Source organism: Kribbella yunnanensis (genome assembly GCF_039529655.1).
GTDB classification, from domain to species: Bacteria; Actinomycetota; Actinomycetes; order Propionibacteriales; family Kribbellaceae; genus Kribbella; species Kribbella yunnanensis.
Genome location: NZ_BAAANF010000007.1, coordinates 191,631 through 208,087 on the forward strand (window position 1 = coordinate 191,631; position 16,457 = coordinate 208,087).

15 protein-coding genes are annotated in these 16,457 nt (G+C 67.9%); 12 read left to right on the forward strand and 3 right to left on the reverse strand.

Features of this window, described 5'->3' with window-relative positions; translation table 11 throughout:
* Nucleotides 1-11 precede the first annotated feature (11 nt).
* The 6 genes from ABD231_RS11295 to ABD231_RS11320 all read left to right on the forward strand — a co-directional run bounded on the left by ABD231_RS11295 (nucleotide 12) and on the right by ABD231_RS11320 (nucleotide 6,641).
* A complete protein-coding gene (locus ABD231_RS11295; RefSeq protein ID WP_344149239.1) occupies nucleotides 12-896 on the forward strand; it encodes a hypothetical protein in 885 nt (294 codons plus the stop codon).
* The gene (locus tag ABD231_RS11300) at nucleotides 896-2,671 is read left to right on the forward strand and encodes a GMC family oxidoreductase N-terminal domain-containing protein (protein ID WP_344149241.1); all 1,776 of its coding nucleotides are present in this window, start codon (nucleotides 896-898) and stop codon (nucleotides 2,669-2,671) included. The genes ABD231_RS11295 and ABD231_RS11300 overlap by 1 nt, the downstream gene beginning before the upstream one ends.
* A 104-nt stretch (nucleotides 2,672-2,775) precedes the next feature.
* Nucleotides 2,776-4,191: a CHRD domain-containing protein gene (locus ABD231_RS11305; protein ID WP_344149243.1), complete on the forward strand. Its 1,416-nt coding sequence runs from the start codon at nucleotides 2,776-2,778 to the stop codon at nucleotides 4,189-4,191.
* Nucleotides 4,192-4,288: 97 nt separating this feature from the next.
* Nucleotides 4,289-5,056, forward strand: coding sequence for a phytanoyl-CoA dioxygenase family protein (locus ABD231_RS11310; protein ID WP_344149245.1), 768 nt, complete (start codon nucleotides 4,289-4,291; stop codon nucleotides 5,054-5,056).
* Complete coding sequence (locus tag ABD231_RS11315; RefSeq protein WP_344149247.1) at nucleotides 5,053-5,943, forward strand: helix-turn-helix domain-containing protein; 891 nt, start codon at nucleotides 5,053-5,055, stop codon at nucleotides 5,941-5,943. Before ABD231_RS11310 ends, ABD231_RS11315 begins: the two co-directional genes overlap by 4 nt.
* A complete protein-coding gene (locus ABD231_RS11320) occupies nucleotides 5,940-6,641 on the forward strand; it encodes a Type 1 glutamine amidotransferase-like domain-containing protein (protein ID WP_344149249.1) in 702 nt (233 codons plus the stop codon). Before ABD231_RS11315 ends, ABD231_RS11320 begins: the two co-directional genes overlap by 4 nt.
* Before the next feature lie 59 nt (nucleotides 6,642-6,700).
* Here the strand turns inward: ABD231_RS11320 and ABD231_RS11325 are convergent, their stop codons facing one another.
* Nucleotides 6,701-7,141 carry a DUF3574 domain-containing protein gene (locus ABD231_RS11325; RefSeq protein WP_344149251.1) on the reverse strand — a complete coding sequence of 147 codons (441 nt, stop codon included), beginning with the start codon at nucleotides 7,139-7,141 and terminating at the stop codon, nucleotides 6,701-6,703.
* Between the two features lie 267 nt (nucleotides 7,142-7,408).
* Here ABD231_RS11325 and leuS point away from each other — a divergent pair, with 267 nt between their 5' ends.
* From leuS to ABD231_RS11340, 3 genes are all read left to right on the forward strand, one after another.
* Entirely contained in the window at nucleotides 7,409-9,889 is a 2,481-nt protein-coding gene (gene leuS, locus ABD231_RS11330) for a leucine--tRNA ligase (protein ID WP_344149253.1), read from the forward strand.
* Nucleotides 9,889-10,293 (forward strand): YjbQ family protein, encoded by a 405-nt coding sequence (locus ABD231_RS11335; protein ID WP_344149255.1) that lies wholly within the window; start codon nucleotides 9,889-9,891, stop codon nucleotides 10,291-10,293. Before leuS ends, ABD231_RS11335 begins: the two co-directional genes overlap by 1 nt.
* A 69-nt stretch (nucleotides 10,294-10,362) precedes the next feature.
* The gene (locus tag ABD231_RS11340; protein ID WP_344149257.1) at nucleotides 10,363-10,560 is read left to right on the forward strand and encodes a hypothetical protein; all 198 of its coding nucleotides are present in this window, start codon (nucleotides 10,363-10,365) and stop codon (nucleotides 10,558-10,560) included.
* Here the strand turns inward: ABD231_RS11340 and ABD231_RS11345 are convergent.
* On the reverse strand, nucleotides 10,512-11,207 hold the full coding sequence (locus ABD231_RS11345; RefSeq protein WP_344149259.1) for an aminoglycoside 3'-phosphotransferase: 696 nt from the start codon (nucleotides 11,205-11,207) through the stop codon (nucleotides 10,512-10,514). The two genes, ABD231_RS11340 and ABD231_RS11345, sit on opposite strands and share 49 nt — an antisense overlap.
* Before the next feature lie 111 nt (nucleotides 11,208-11,318).
* On the opposite strand from ABD231_RS11345, the gene ABD231_RS11350 reads away from it, so the two are divergent.
* Entirely contained in the window at nucleotides 11,319-13,889 is a 2,571-nt protein-coding gene (locus ABD231_RS11350) for an ATP-binding protein (RefSeq protein ID WP_344149261.1), read from the forward strand.
* Between the two features lie 585 nt (nucleotides 13,890-14,474).
* On the opposite strand, the gene ABD231_RS11355 is transcribed toward ABD231_RS11350, so the two are convergent.
* On the reverse strand, nucleotides 14,475-14,984 hold the full coding sequence (locus ABD231_RS11355; protein ID WP_344149263.1) for a pyridoxamine 5'-phosphate oxidase family protein: 510 nt from the start codon (nucleotides 14,982-14,984) through the stop codon (nucleotides 14,475-14,477).
* Nucleotides 14,985-15,037: 53 nt separating this feature from the next.
* On the opposite strand from ABD231_RS11355, the gene ABD231_RS11360 reads away from it, so the two are divergent.
* Nucleotides 15,038-15,880: a DegV family protein gene (locus ABD231_RS11360; protein WP_344149265.1), complete on the forward strand. Its 843-nt coding sequence runs from the start codon at nucleotides 15,038-15,040 to the stop codon at nucleotides 15,878-15,880.
* A gap of 162 nt (nucleotides 15,881-16,042) precedes the next feature.
* On the forward strand, nucleotides 16,043-16,457 hold a 415-nt coding region (locus ABD231_RS11365; protein ID WP_344149267.1), incomplete at its 3' end, for an SLBB domain-containing protein.

Here is a 16,457-nt window from a genome sequence, read left to right on the forward strand (position 1 = left end):
GAGGGTGTTTCGTGGCCGAACCCCGAAATTTGTCCAGACGGGTGTTTCTCGCCCGGATCGGTGTTCTGGGGGCGGCGCTGGGAGGTGGCGGGCTGCTGACCCGCGGTCTGCTGAATCCGGCTGACGCCGCCACCAGCCTCCCCGGCGTGGACCTGGTCCGCCCGGTCCTCGCGGCGCTCGCCCGCGACACTCTGAACGGGCTGACCGCTTTCGCGCTGCCCGGCCCGGACCAGTACTCCCGCACGCAGGGCGCGAGCAGCCGCACGCCTGGCGCTCTCGATGCGGGCGCGACGGACTTCATGATCAACGCCTTGGACAACTTCGTCCCGTTCCCGGACGCGTTGGCGCAGCCGATCAGTGCCGCCCTGGTGACGGGCCTGGCCGACTCGGGCGTCGACCTGCCGGGTCTCGACGTACTGCCGGCCGAGCTGCGCAGCCTGGACCAGGCGTTCGCGGCGGTGCTGCAGAGCGACGAGACGATCCCGCTGTCGTTCCCGATCGCCGGTCTGCTGAACCTGATGGCGACCCAGGTGAACCCGGCCGCCGTGAACGGTCCGCACCTGTCGCCGTTCGCGCGGCTCACGTACGCCGAGAAGGCGCGGACGTTCGAGCTCATCGAGAAGACCGACTCGGACCTGGTCGCGTTGCTGGACGTGCAGTTCCCCGAACCGCTGAGGGCGTCGGTGTTCGGGCTGCTCAAGTTCGTCGGCGGCGCGTTGATCGAGTTCGCGACCTTCGGTGCGTACGGCGAGTACGGCGTACTGGATCGGTCCACGAAGACGCTGCGTCGGCGGCCGGTCGGGTGGACGCTCACCGGCTATCAGCCCGACGGTCCGGTCGAGGGCTGGGACGACTTCATCGGCTACTACCAGGGACGCAAAGAGGTGCACGACTGATGCGCGATGTGATCGTGATCGGAGCCGGTGGTGGTGGGCCGGTGGTCGCCAAGGAGTTGGCCGCGAAGGGCCTCGACGTCCTGCTGCTCGAGGCCGGGCCACGGCATGCGAAGCCGCGCGAGGAGTGGTCGACGTTCGAGGAGGACGCGAACAACCCGCTGACCGGGTACTTCCGGCTCGGCCCGACGGATCGTTCCAAGCCGGCCTGGTACCGCGAGTGGCCGCAGAACTCGTTCGTGTGGCAGCTGTCCGGGGTCGGCGGGACCACGCAGCACTTCTACGGCAACTACCCGCGCGCTTATCCCGGTGTGTTCGCCGGGTATGACGGTGCCGATCGCAACGAGTACGACGTCAACCACCGATTCCCGTTCAGCTATTCCTCGATGGTTCCGTACTTCGAGTGGGTCGAGGCGATCATGCCGGTCCAGACGGCCGCGATGGGAACCAAGGAGCAGGTGTTCTTCAAGGGTGCCGAGACCATGGGGCTCCCGGTGCAGACCACCAAGACGACCCTTCGGGCTTCCTATCGGCCGCAGGAGAACGCGATTCTGCAGCCTGGAGGTACGGCGGGGAAGACCTCCTCGGCCAATTTGCTGAACTATCCGCAGGCGACCGGGTGCACCTTCTGTGGTTACTGTTTCCAGGGGTGCATGCGACCGAAGGGTGCCCCGCGCAACCAGTTCGCGAAGCGCTCGACGGACAACAGCTACGTGCCGATGGCGCTCACCGCCGAGGTCTGGTCGCGCGGTGGAAAGCCCGCCGAGCTGATCGCGGATGCGTATGTGACTCGCGTCCACACCGAGACGCGGCACGGCGTACTGACTGCGTCGGGGGTGACGTGGCGGGACAACGTGACGGGCGACGAGCACCGCGAGGACGCGCGGGTCGTGGTGATGTCGGGTGGGTGTACCGAGAATCCGCGGCTGTGGTTCAACAGTGGGCTGCCGAATCCGAACGGTTGGGTTGGACGTGGGTACACCGACCACTTCTTCGACTGGATGATCGGGTCGTTCGACGACTACACCGGCAACCCCAAGGGCGTCGGATCGAGCGCGCGGCTGGACTACCCGCCGTACGGGGGTCTGGAGAACGTCGGGCTGCCGCCGGCGCTGAACGCGTTTGCGGGCACGCTGTCGGACAGCGGGATCCGCGGGCAATACAAGAACGGCCGCGGACAGACCGGCCCGTGGGACGGGCCGGCCGGTCGGGTGATGGGTCCGGAGCTCAAGGAACTGGTTGCCGGAGGCATCGACAAGCTGCTCACCGTGCTGGTGATCACCGACGACGACGTCGAGGCGCAGAACCGCGTCACCACCTCGGCCCTGCCGGCCGACGAGAACGGCCCGATCCCGAAGGTCACCTTCCAGCAGCGCAAACGCACGAAGCGCACCCTGAAGAACCGCGAGTTCATGGCCCGAAAAGCAGCCGAACTCCTCCGCGGCGCCGGCGCTCGCAAGGTCTACCGGATCGACTGGGCACCCCTCATCCTGCACGTCCAGTCCTCGATGCGAATGGGCTCCTCGGAGCACAACTCGGTCCTCGACGCCACCGGCGAGACCCGCGCCGTCAAGGGCCTCTTCGTAGCCGACAACTCCGCCCTCTCCAACGGCCTCGGCGGCCCCAACCCCACCCTCACCTCCCAAGCCCTCGCCACCCGAACCGCCGAGAACATCTTCACCAAGTACTTCGGCGGCGACCCCTGGGTCCGCACCAGCGCTCCCGTCGTCTCCACCGACCCGCGAATCAGCGTGCGGCTGGGTCAGCTCGGTCTGTAGCTCATCGGCTTGGAAAATTCTTCGAAGAAGGTTTGAACCGATCCAGAAAACCATCCGTGTTGGTGATCACGAAGGGCAAGAGACCAACCAGGAAAGGTTTTCCGATGTCTGTTCGCAAGTTTGTGCTGCCTGTTCTCGCCACTGGCCTGGCCGCGACGACCGTGGTGGCCGGCGTGGCTTTCGCCCACGACGACCACCCGGCACCGACTGGCGGGCAGCCGTCTTCGGGTCATGAGCACGCGGTTGGCGGTGGTCAGGCGTCGACGAGTACTGGGTATCAGACGACGAGCAAGGCGCCGGCGGTCTTCCTGGCCGCCGGGCTCGTCGGACGTAACGAGGTGCTGGTCGCGGGTGGGCCGGCTGTCAACGACCCGGACGGCCGGGCGTTCGGGGTGGTCAGGATCAAGGGTGACCAGGTTTCGTATGCGGTTCGCTGGCAGAACATTTCCGCGCCGAAGGCCTTCCACATCCACCAGGGCGCGGCCGGTACCAACGGTGGCGTGAAGATCGACTTCCTTGGTTCGGACATCCCGGCCGGCGTACAGGCTGTGACGGGCAGTGTGAAGGTGACCGACCAGGCGCTGCTGGCCGCGATCAAGGCGAATCCGAACAGTTTCTACCTGAACCTGCACACGGCGGAGTTTCCCGGTGGCGCCGTTCGCGGTCAGACCCACGCGTTGGGTCGTGCGGTCGACCTGAACGGTGTGCTGAATGGCAGCACGGCGGACAACCTGCGGTCGGTGGCCGACGGCAAGCAAGAGGTTCCTGGCCCGAAGCCGTCGGGCGATCTGGACGGGCGTGCGGAGTGGTTGCTGCAGGCAAGCGGTGACAAGCTCTCCTACGCGACGGTCTGGAGTGGTATTGGCGCACCGACGAACGGCCACATCCACGCCGGCGCTAAGGGTGTCAACGGTGCGGTCGCGGCGGATCTGTTCGCCGACACGGACGGTCTGCCCGCGTCGGTGACTGGTGTCGCCGGGACGGCCACGGTTGGCGCGGACCTGGTCGCCAAGCTCAAGAGCAACCCGGCTGGCTTCTACACGAACCTGCACACCGGTGAGTTCAGCGGCGGTGCGGTGCGTGGGCAGCTGGCGAAGAACAACGGCGGTCAGCCGCGGGCGTTGCAGGCGGCCGTCGTTGGCGGTTCGCAGATCTACCACTGCACTGCGCAACCGGGTGGTGGGTTCGCCTTCGGCCAGTTCGGTGTCGCCGCCGTACTGCGGGATGGCATCCTGCACTCGTTCTCCCGCCCGGTCGATGGCCCGCCGCAGTGGATCGCTCCGGACGGTACGGCGGTCACGGCGTCGCTGGTCACCAAGTCGGCGAACGGCGACGGGAACATCCCCGAGTTGCTGCTGGACGCTCGTCAGGCCGGTGGGCGCAGCGGCATCCTCGCGGACGCTACTCAGATCCTGCGGCTGAACACGGTCGGTGGAGTCGCACCGGCGGGTGCTTGCGACCCGGAGACGCAGGCTGTCGTGTCGGTGCCCTACCAGGCCGACTACTTGTTCCTCGGATAAGCGTGTCCGTTTGACGAACATCGGCGTCCGGTCGGGTCCTGCCGACCGGGCGTCGCTTTTCGTAGTCTCGAAGTACCCGATCAGGAGGAGCTTCGAGATGACGACCACCTCGGCCCGGCCCGAGTTGTCGAGCCTGGCACAGCAGTACGCCGACGAGGGTTTCGTACTGGTGAAAGGCCTGCTCAGCAAGGAGGAAGCGGCGTACTATCGCGGCCGCAGTCACGACGTGCTGGCACAGCTGAACCGCCACGACGACCCGACCTGGCAGTCCGCGATGGGCCTGGCCGACGGGGCCACCCGGCTGCAGCACCTGCACGACGCACAGTTCTACGACGCCGAGTTCGCGAAGCTGCTGGTCGACCCACGGTTCACCGACGTGGCCGCTGCGGTGATGGGCGTGGACAACGTCCAGCTGCACCACACCAAGCTGTTCGTGAAGCCCCCGGAGAACGGATCGCCGTTCCCACTGCACCAGGACCACCCGTTCTTCCCGCACAAGTACCACCGGGTCGGGGCGGCAATCTTCCACTTCGACGACGCCCCTCTCGAGAAGGGGTGTGTCCGGATCATCCCGGGCAGTCACAAGTCCGGACCGCGGGAACACGACCCGGAGGGCTCGTTCCACCTCACCGATGTGCCGTTCGACGCGGCGACACCGCAGCCGGCCGAGGCGGGCGACGTACTGTTCTTCACCTATCTGACAGTGCACGGCTCCGGCGTGAACGTGAGCGACGAGCCGCGGACGACCTGGCTGATCCAGTACCGCGACCCGGCGGACCCGCCGACGGTCAAGACCCACGAGTGGTCACTCGGTCAGGGCATGATGCTGCGTGGAGTCGACCCCACCGGCAGGAGCAATGTTTGAGCCTGGGATCCGTCGCTGACGCGGACCGTTTCGTCGACCTCGCCGGACTGCTCGAGTCCTGCGAGGTCGACGGGTTCCGCGCGGACTTCCTGAGCTGGGGGCACTGCCGCCCGGAGTACTGGCGCAACTACTGGCACACCCACTCGTTCCACGAGGTCTGCCTCGCCTACTCCGGCTCCGGCCGCTTCAACAACGGCCCGGTCCAGTACGACGTGGCGCCGGGCTCGGTGTTCCTCGCGCGGCCCGGTGACGTCCACGAGATCGAGTCGTCGCACGCCGAGCCGTTGGGGATCGCCTTCTGGGGTTTCACCTTCCGCCCAGGTTCAGATGAACCTGGGTGGTGGTCCGGACTGACACGAGCTGATGGACCAGTTGTCTCTGAACGGGTTGGCGTGCTGCCGCAGGTGATCACAGCTCTCGCCGCGGAGGCCGCGGGACCCACCTCGGGGTACTCAGCCGCACTGAATGCGTTGGGCTCGACTCTGGTGCTGGAGACGGCTCGTGCGTTCGCACTGAACGAAGACCTGGCTGTTGAGCCGGTCCGCCGCGACCGCGGGCTGCTGGTGGTCGAGGCGATGCAGCGACACCTGCGGGACAACCTGTCCCGGCCGATCACGGTCCGGGACGTGGCGGCCGTCGTACACCTGTCTGAGCGCCATGCGGAGCGACTGTTCACTCAGCAGACCGGTGCGTCGATCATGGCGACGCTCTGGCGCCTCCGGCTCGAGCTGGCGGCTCAGCTGTTGCTGGACCCTTCTTTGATGGTCACCGAGGTGGCTCGGGCCTGCGGGTACTCAGACGTCCGGCCGTTCTCCACAGCCTTCAAACGCCACTACGGGCGGACACCCGGTGAGCACCGGCGGTCCGGCGGAACGGAGTTCATGTGAAAGCGTTGCTGACCTCGAGCGGTATCAAGAACCCGAGCCTCCAAGCTGCACTGGTCGAGCTACTGGGCAAGCCGATCACGGAGTCGAACGCACTCATCATCCCCACGGCCATCTATCCGTTCCCCGGTGGTGCGAACCACGCCTGGCGTGCGCTGCACAACCCGATGACCGAGCTGGGCTGGAAGTCGCTGGGCGTCCTGGAGCTGTCGGTGCTGCCGAGTATCGACTCGGATGCCTGGGTGCCGACTGTGCAGGCAGCCGACGCGTTGCTGGTCTGGGGAGGCGACCCGCTCTTCCTCGCGCGGTGGATGCGGCAGTCCGGCCTGGCTGACCTGCTACCGACGCTAGAGGCCGTGTACGTCGGTGTGAGCGCGGGCGCCATCGTCGCAGCGCCCACCTTCGTCGAGACGTACGACGACCCGCCCCGGGCAGCCGACGAGCCGGTGCAGAGCGAGGAGTTCACATTCACTCCTTCGCTCAACCGGTACCTGGTGACTGGACGCGGCCTGGGGCTCACTGACTTCGCAGTGATCCCGCACTTCGAGCACCCCGACCACCTGGACGCCTCCCGCGCCAACGCTTCCGAATGGGCGGCCCGGATCCCACATCCGACGTACGCGCTCGATGACGAGTCGGCGGTCAAGGTGGTGGACGGCGAGGTGACAGTGGTGTCCGAGGGGGAGTGGCAGCTCTTCTGACGTGTGGAAGACCGGCACAGCGCGGGGTCGACACCGCGCTGCACCGGCCGTCTGAGGGATCAGAAGGAGACGTGCTCCTCGCTGTCCGCGCGCAGGACCGACTCCTGCTGGAACTTCTTCTCGTAGAGGTCCCGGATCTCCTCGATCTTCTTGCTGCTCTCGTCCGCGCCGTCGACCGGGTAGACGATGATCAGGAGCTTCGAGCGCTCCTTGACGATGCCCTTGGTCTCCTTCCACTGCCCCTGGCCGGACAGGACGGTCAGACCGTCCGGGAACCGCGGCGTCACGGTGGAGTCCACGAACTTCTGGAACTGGTAGTCCGACACGTCCGGGTCCGGCTTGTCCGTACCGAAGAACAGTTCGGTACGGATCCACGGGTCACCGGCCAGCTTGCTGTGGGCGGGCTTGTCGTCGGCCTGCTGCAGTGCGACCGCGGCCGGCGTACCCAGCGCGGTCAGCACGAGTGCGGCGGTGGCGGCAGTCTTGCCCAGATTCTTCATGTCTACGACGCTAACTACGGCAGGACTGGCTCCGGTGGTTCTCTGCGGACCTCTGCCCGGGGGTCTGCCAGGGAGTGCCCAATGGGTACTGCCGGTGGTGCTATCGTGGGCCTATGCGAGTGAGCCTGCTCCTTAGTTAGCCGTACCGGCATTCAGGCGCTTCCAGCGTCGGCCCGTACGGCGTCCCCTCCTGAGCGAGGGGCCTTTTCATTTAAGGGACTCTGTCATTTATAGGCTCAACACAGACACGAGCGGGAGAGTAGGACCGTGAGCGAGCAGGTGGAGGACACTCCGATCGACCGGGGTGGCTACGACTTCAACGCGATGCAGGCCAAGTGGCGTCCGGTGTGGGAGAAGCTGGACCCGTTCAAGGCGAAGGACGACGGCTCGGCCGAGCGGCGCTATGCGCTCACGATGTTCTCCTACCCCTCCGGCGACCTGCACATGGGGCACGCCGAGGTGTTCGCGCTGCACGACGTGCTGTCGCGCTACTGGTTCCAGCAGGGGTACGACGTGCTGAACCCGATCGGCTGGGACTCTTTCGGGCTGCCGGCCGAGAATGCGGCCATCAAGCGCAACGAGCACCCGGCGACCTACACCTACGCCAACATCGAGGTCCAGGCGGAGTCGATCCGCCGGTACGCGATGAGCTTCGACTGGTCGAAGCGGCTGCACACGTCCGACCCCGAGTACTACCGGTGGACGCAGTGGCTGTTCACGCGGTTCTACGAGCGCGGGCTGGCGTACCGCAAGGCGTCGTACGTGAACTGGTGCCCGAACGACCAGACCGTGCTGGCCAACGAGCAGGTCGTGCAGGGGCGCTGTGAGCGCTGTGGGTTCGAGGTCACCAAGCGTGAGCTGACGCAGTGGTACTTCAAGACCACCGAATACGCGCAGCGGCTGCTGGACGACATGGACCAGCTGCAGTGGCCCGAAGAGATCCTGCTGCAGCAGCGCAACTGGATCGGCCGCTCCGAGGGTGCGTTCGCCGAGTTCCAGGTCGAGGGTCGCTCTGAGCCCATCCGCGTCTTCACCACGCGTCCGGACACGCTGTTCGGCGCCACCTTCCTGGTGGTCGCCCCGGACGCGCACCTGGCCGCGGAGCTGGTCACACCGGAGCAGCAGGGCGCCTTCGACGAGTACCTGCGCGCCGTCAAGGCGACCACCGAGATCGAGCGGCTGAGCACCGACCGGGACAAGACAGGTGTCTTCCTGGGCTCGTACGCCGTCAACCCGGTCACCGGTCAGCGGATCCCGATCTGGGCCGCCGACTACGTGCTGGCCGACTACGGCACCGGCGCGATCATGGCCGTGCCCGGTCAGGACAGCCGGGACTGGGAGTTCGCCGAGAAGTTCGACCTGCCGATCATCCGCACTGTGCAGCCTTCCGAGGACTTCGACGGTAAGGCGTACACCGGTGACGGCCCGGCCATCAACAGCTCGAACGCCGAGCTGAACCTGGACGGGCTGGAGGTTGCCGAGGCCAAGTCGCGGACCATCGACTGGCTGGAGGACAAGGGCCTGGGGGAGCGCACGATCAACTTCCGGCTGCGCGACTGGCTGCTGAGCCGGCAGCGCTTCTGGGGTGCGCCGATCCCGATCATCCACTGCCCCGCCTGTGGTGAGGTGCCGGTTCCGGACGACCAGCTGCCGGTGGAGCTGCCCGACCTGCGCGGTGCGGACCTGTCGCCCAAGGGCGTCTCCCCGCTGGCCGCGGCCCGGGACTGGGTCGAGGTGCCGTGTCCCAAGTGCGGTGGCGCCGCTGAGCGCGACACCGACACCATGGACACGTTCGTCGACTCCTCCTGGTACTTCCTGCGCTACCTGTCGCCGGAGTACACCGAGGGACCGTTCGACCCGGGTATGGCCGACCGCTGGATGTCGGTCTACCAGTACGTCGGCGGTAAGGAGCACGCCGTACTGCACCTGCTGTATGCGCGGTTCTTCGTCAAGGCGCTGCACGACATGGGCCTGCTGAAGGTGGTCGAGCCGTTCACCCGGCTGCTGAACCAGGGCCAGGTCGTGAACCAGGGCAAGGCGATGAGCAAGTCCCTGGGCAACGGCGTCAACCTGGGTGACCAGCTGGACGAGTTCGGCGTGGACGCGGTCCGGCTGACCATGGTGTTCGCCGGTCCGCCGGCCGACGACATCGACTGGGCGGACATGTCGCCGGGTGGTGCGCTGAAGTTCCTGCAGCGTGCCTGGCGGCTGGCGGCCGCGGTCGAGTCCCCGGTCGGGGCCGACCCGGCCGGCGGTGACGTCGCGCTGCGCCGGATCACCCACAAGACGGTGTCGGACGCCTCCGAGCTGATCGACTCGATGCGCTTCAACGTCGTGGTCGCCCGGATCATGGAGCTGGTCAACGCGACCCGCAAGGCGATCGACTCCGGCCCCGGTGCGGCCGACCCGGCGGTGCGGGAGGCGGTCGAGGCGACCGCGATCCTGCTGAGCCTGGTGGCGCCGTACACGGCCGAGGACATGTGGGAGGAACTGGGCCACGAGCCGACCGTCGCCAAGGCGGGCTGGCCCAAGGTCGACCCGGCACTGCTGGTCGAGGACACCGTCACCTGCGTGGTCCAGATCGCCGGCAAGGTGAAGGACCGGCTGGAGGTCGCGCCGGACATCACCGACGCCGAGCTGGAGCAGCTGGCGCTGGCCTCGGACGCGGTCCAGAAGGCGCTGGACGGCCGCGGTACCCGCAAGGTGATCGTGCGGGCGCCGAAGCTGGTCAACATCGTCCCTGCCTGATGCACTCCGAGCTCATCGATCTTCGCACCGGGACTCGTGAGGTCGTCCTCGACCTCACGAGCCGGTGTGAGGAGTACGTCGCCGGTCGTGGCGACGGTCTGCTGCATGTCTTCGTGCCGCACGCGACGGCCGGGATCGCGATCCTGGAGACCGGAGCGGGCAGCGACACCGACCTGCTCGCGGTGCTCGAGGAGTTGCTGCCGCGAGACTTCGGTTGGCGGCATCGGCACGGCACCCCCGGCCACGGCCGGGACCACGTGCTGCCGGCGATCATCCCGCCGTACGCGACCGTGCCGGTGCTGGGCGGGCGGCTGACTTTGGGCACCTGGCAGTCGATCTGCTTTGTCGATACAAACGTCGACAATCCGGAACGACAGGTACGGCTGTCATTCCTGGCCGGTTAATCGGTGACTTATCGCGTTGTTGGCGGCTGCGTTACGTAGGCGAAACACGGGTCCGATTGAATAACCCGCATGGCAGCCCTAGACACCCTCCGGGACCTCGGCACCGAGCTACTCCTGCGGGCGACCCAGGGGATCTGCGACGGCAGCCGGCTGAACGCGGAATCCGGTCACGCCGCCGCCCTGGCCCGCCTCGACGAATGGGCCGGCGTCCTTTCCCTCTATGCGGCGCCCGAGAGCGATTCCGCTCCGGTCCGGGCGACCGCCTGACTTTGTTTGTGATTGTTCAGCAATTGCATGTTTGACCAAAGTCGTTGATTTCTTGACCGCTCAGAAGAACTCGTCCAGCAAGACGTAGTACGCCAGCTCACCGCGCCCGTCTGCGGATCCAGGAGCACGTTCTCCGGCGTGAAGTCGCCATGACACACGACCAGGTCCTCGTCAGCCGGTCTGCTCTGCGTCAGCCGTTCCAGCAGCTGCTCGCCGGTCCAGCCGTCGTACTCGTCCTCGAGGTTCTCGAGATCGACCAGCCCGTTGCTGACCTGCTTGTGAGCCTGCTCGGTCGTCACCGCCAGGTCGCGCCGGTAGGGACACGCCTCTACCGGTAGCGCGTGCAGCATCCGGGCCACCGACGCCATGGCGTCCACCACCTGGTCGAGTTCGGCGGCGGGGACCCCAGCCACCTCCGTGGTGACCAGCCAGTCCGCACCAGCCTCCACCACGTGCGGAACCGGCATGCCCTGAGCGGCCAGCCACTCCAGCCGCTCAGCCTCGGCTGCGAGGTCAGAACCGCCCACCTTGAGGTAGTAGGTCTGCTCTCCGACCAGCCGGTACACCTCCGCGTCGGACTCACCATGGTCGGCCCGAATCCAGTTGTACGCCTGATAGTTCTCCTGGAGCCGAGCCATCGTGGTCATCCGGGACAGTTTAGTGAGTTGGCTGTCAGCAGTCTCAGGGTTTGGCGGCACTCCCGACCGGCCGGGCGAGAAGCCTCCGCTCACGCTATGTTGTGTCAGGAACGTTTGGGGGTGACGGGCTTGTCGGACACGGATGGCCGAGGACGGAGCATTGCCAATCTCCTGCTCGACCTCAGGGTTCAGGCGGGTCTGTCGCAGGAGGAGCTGGCCGAGCGTGCTGGTCTGAGCGTGCGGACGATCCGCGAGCTGGAGGCCGGCCGGGTGGCCCGTCCCCGCAAGGACTCGGTCCGGCTGCTCAGCGAGGGCCTCGGTCTGGGTCCGGAGGATGCGGAGCGCTTCCTGGCCACCGCCGGGCACGGCTCGGCGGCCAGACCGGTGGTCTCGGTCGCCTCGGTTGCCCCGAGTGCTCCGACCGCGCGCTGGCGCGGCACCCGGCCGATCCCGGATGGTCTGGTGGGCCGCGAGGACGAGCTGCTCGAGCTCGAGGGTCTGCTGCGACAGAACCGCCTCGTCACGTTGGTCGGTCCGGGCGGTGTCGGCAAGACCGAACTCGCGCTCGCCGCGGCTGACCGGTTCTCCGGGGCCGACACGACAGTCGTGGTCGTCGACCTGACCACGGTCCAGCGCGATGCCGCCGTACCGTCGGCGATCCTGGATGCGTTCGGGACTGCGCCCGGTACGTCGGATCTGGACGACGTACTGTCCGGTCGGCAGCCGGGGGACCTGGTGATCGTCGAGGACAACGCCGAGCACGTGCTGGACGGGGTGGCGACGGTCGCCAACCGGATGGTGCGGAGCTTCCCCGGGGTCGGCGTACTGGTCACGTCCCGGATCCCGCTCGGGCTGCCCGACGAGGTGGTCCGCCGGGTGCAGGTGCTCGGCGTCCCGTCGAACGACGAAGACTTCGCGGAGATCGAGGCCAGCCCGGCGGTGGTGATGTTCACCCGGCGGGTGGCGCGGGTCCGGCCCGACTTCCGGCTGACTCCGGAGAACGCTCGTACCGTGGCTCGCCTGTGCCGGCGGCTGGACGGCCTGCCGCTCGCACTGGAGCTGGCGGCCGCGCGAGCCGGGTCGCTGTCGGTGGAGACCATCCTGGCCGCGCTGGACGACCGCTTCCGGCTGCTGTCCGGGCCGCGGCGGTTCGGGGCGCCGCATCAGCGCACGCTGGCCGACACCATCGCCTGGAGTGTCGACGCGTTGTCGGATCCGGCTCGGCAGTTGCTGTACCGCGCTTCGGTGCTCGGGTCGCCGTTCACACTCGACGCCGTGGTGGGGGTGTGCACGGGCTCGCCGATCGAGGCGGCCGACGTACCGATGTTGCTGGCTGAGCTGGTGGACAAGTCGCTGTTGCAGCCGGTGCACGAGTTCGAGCAGCTGTACGGCGCTCGGTACAAGATGCTGGAGACGATCCGCGAGCACGCGTATGCGGGGCTGTCCTCGCAGGGCGACGACCTGACCGAGTTCCAGGACCGGGCGGTCGAGTGGTGTACGACCTACGTGGCCGGGCTCGAGGGTGCGTGGTCCTCGCCGGACCGCGACCGGCGGTACCGGGCCGCGAATGCGAACTCGGCGCTGTTCGAGGTGGCGCTTGAGCGGGCGGCGGTGCTGGCGCAGTGGGACGTGGCTGCGCGGATCGTGCTCGGATTCCGGATTGCCTGGCAGTACCAGGCGAGCGTGGCCGAGAGCGGCATCCGCTGGGCGACCGTGTGCGCGGACAACGTGAACGACAAAGAGGTCGCCGGGATGCTCCGGGCGATCGCCGGGCGGCTGTCCAATCTGACCGGTGACGTCCACGAGGCGCGACGGCACTACGGCGAGGCGCGGCAGCTCATCCCTGGCGAGACGGAGATGGGTCTCGTGGCCCGCGGTGGCTGGGTGTCGTCCGGCTCGCACCTGCTGGACACCCAGAGCCTGGCGGAGATCCCGGCGCTGGTCCAGGACGCTCGCAAGCACGGCGACGTACAGCGGTCAGCGACGGTGCAGGCGATCTGTGGGCTCGCGCTGCTGCGCTGGGGGCGTCTGCCGGAGGCCAAGGAGCTCCTGCTGGCCTGGGAGGCCGCACTGGTCAACCCGGGCGTCTATCCGGACGAGATCGCCTACATGGCGCTCAGCCGGGTCGAGCTCGAGCTGGGGAACGTGTCCGAAGCACGTCGCTGGGCGGAGCTTGCCCGCGAGGTGCAGGCCTCCGACGACCCGGAGCGCACCAAGGTGGCCGGCTGCCTGGCCATGGTCGAGTTCCACGACGGCCGGTACGACGAAGCGCGCCGACTGCTCGACGAGGCCGAGGCCGACATTCGTGGCCACCGGGGGTACTTCGACTACCTGGTGATGCTCTACCGCAGCCGCCTGGCGCGTGCGGCGGGGGAGCCGGAGCAGGCGCGGATCTGCATCCGGGACGCGGTCAGCCGCCTGCTGGCCGAAGGCCGGGTCGTCTACCTGCTGCAGGTCCTGCCGGAAGCAGTGGCTGTTCTGCACGCTCTGGGCAAGTCCGATGCCGGAGACGCGCTCTGCGGACAGCTGCTGGCCTGGCAACGCACGATGGACCCGCCGATGCTGCCGACCGCCTGGGCGGTCCTGCAGGAATCCTGCGAACGCGCCTCCGCGGCCGCCGGATGGCCGGAGCCCGATCCCGCAGCCGCCGTACAGCGGCTGGCGGCAGACGTACTCACATCCCTTTCCTGACGCTGAATCGGTCAAGCTGCCGGGTAACTGCCGGTTGTTCTGCCTCGTCCTGACATGGCTGCCCGAACGAGGATTACAGCCGTAGGACAGGTTCCACTCAGCAGAGTCCAACGCCGAGCAGTACAGGGCAGACGAAGGGCAGGTGATCCGTGTGAGGCCACGGAAGCTTGCTGGTCCGCCGTCGAGCTCGGAGAAGGCGACGCGGAGGGCATCCGGCGGCCGGACGGTGGGGGCGCCGACCGGCTGTCGAGAGCTCCGGAGTGCTGCGACGTGCGGATCTGTCCTGCTCGAACCGGTTGCCGTGCGCCGTCAGGGCACCGCACCCGGGGCGAGGTCCCAGCAAACGGAACGGCACACGACACAGGGGACGAGTGCCGGTCCGGCTGACACGGGGATGCCGGTGGGTCTGGTCACCCGCCGGCTGGTCGGCGGCTGGGGCCTCCCGGGACCTCGACGGGCTCGCGGTCGAACCGGATCGACACCGATCCGGCACGGGGAGTAGCCCGGCGAGGCACGGACTTGGCTGACATCCAGGGGGAGTCAGCACAGAGTGAGGTGAAGGCTTCCGGAGGGGTGGCCTTCACCTCACTTGGTCTGTAGCGCTGCTTTGTCGAACGCATAACCGACCATCCAGGCCGGCTGGAGCCGCACGTACACGATGTCGTCGGCCCAGCTCGAGGGCGAACTGCCGTAGTGCGCCACCAGATGACCCTCGATCTCCTCGAAGTCCGCATGGTCCGGAGTCAGGAACTCGACCTGACCGTGACTGAACACGCCGATCCGCTCGCCGTCGACGTACGAGATGCTGGCCGCCGGTCTGACTTTCAGATGCCTGGCCTTGGCCGCCGATCCGGCAGTGGTGAACACCCACCGCGCGTGCAGGAAGTGTCCGTCGACCGCGCTGATCCGTGGCTCGCCACCCTGCGTGACCGTGGCCAGATTGAGCGTGCACATGCCGGTCAGCACCGACACCAGCTCCTCGGCGTTCAGCTGCCGCTCTGCCGTGATGATGTTGCGCAGATGCTGCGTCGACCGCCCGATCGAGGCGTCCAGAAGCGCCTGCAGCCCGCTGACTTCCTCCGGTGATTCCCTCATCTTCCGCAGTCTGACACCGCGCGCCGACAAAAACTCTCCGGTAACCTCGCTGCATGTCAGCCCGCGTGCAGGTCGTCACCGACTCCACAGCCGGGCTGTCCACGCATGAGGTGCTCTCGCACGGCCTGACCGTCGTACCGCTCCAGGTCGTGATCGGCGGCACGTCGTACGACGACGGCGCCACCTCGGCCGATGCGGTCGCCGAAGCGCTCAAGACCTTCACCCCGGTCTCCACCAGCCGCCCGGCGCCCCAGACCTTCGCCGACACGTACGCCGCCTGCGCCGCGGCCGGGGCCGAGTCCGTGGTCTCGATCCACCTCTCCGGCGACATGTCCGGCACCTTCGAGGCCGCGATGATCGGCGCCAAGGAGTCCCCGATCCCGGTCCGCGTCGTCGACTCCCGGTCCCTCGCCATGGGCCTCGGCTTCCCGGTCCTCGCCGCCGCGGCCGCAGCCGCCGCAGGGGAGGATCAGGCCGCAGTCGAAGCCGCCGCCCGGGCCCGGATGACCACCATCTCGTCGTACTTCTACGTCGACACCCTCGAATACCTCCGCCGCGGCGGACGCATCGGCGCCGCCCAAGCCCTCCTCGGTACGGCGCTCGCCGTCAAACCCCTCTTGACGATCAAAGGCGGCCGCATCGTCCCCCTGGAGAAGGTCCGCACCTCCAGCCGCGCCATCGCCCGCCTGGCCGACATCGCCGTCCAACGAGCCGGCGAAGAGCCCGTCCAGATAGCAGTCCACCACCTCTCCAACCTAGAAAAGGCCCAATCCCTGGCCGACGGCCTCGCCGACCGCCTCCCCCTGGCCGGCGACATCGTCCTCCGCGAGGTAGGCGCCGTCATCGGCGCCCACGTCGGCCCCGGCCTGCTGGCAGTAGTCGTCTCCCCGCTCTAACCGCCAGGTTTTCCACAGGCGCACGGATTCTTCATCCGCACGCTCGAGAAACTCGTACCTTCTCTGTCGACAACGCCGCCCCGGGCGCGGGCTAGCCATTCAGCCCAGTGGCCGACCGGCCCCGGCTCCCGGCGCTCACGACCGGAGGAGAGTGACCCCCCCATGCCCGGCTGGATCCCTGAACCCAACCGTCTCCGCGACACCCGCTGGACCCTCTCCGCCCGCCACGTCCTGGTCCTGGCCGCAGTCCTCCTCATCGGCCTCACCTGGGCCGGCTGCACCGTAATCCGAGCCCGCCCCACCCCCATCCCCGAAACCCGCCCCCCAACAGCCCTCACCACCGGCGCCCCCGTCACCCAACCCACCCCCACGACCAAGCCACCACCCACCACCACAGTCGTCATCCACGTAGCCGGCAAAGTCCGCAAACCCGGCCTGATCCGAGTCTCCACCGGCTCCCGAGTAGCCGACGCCCTAACCCTCGCCGGCGGCCCCCTCCGCGGCGTAGACCTAACCTCCCTGAACCTCGCCCGCCCCCTGACCGACGGCGAACAAATCCTCGTAGGCACCCCCACCC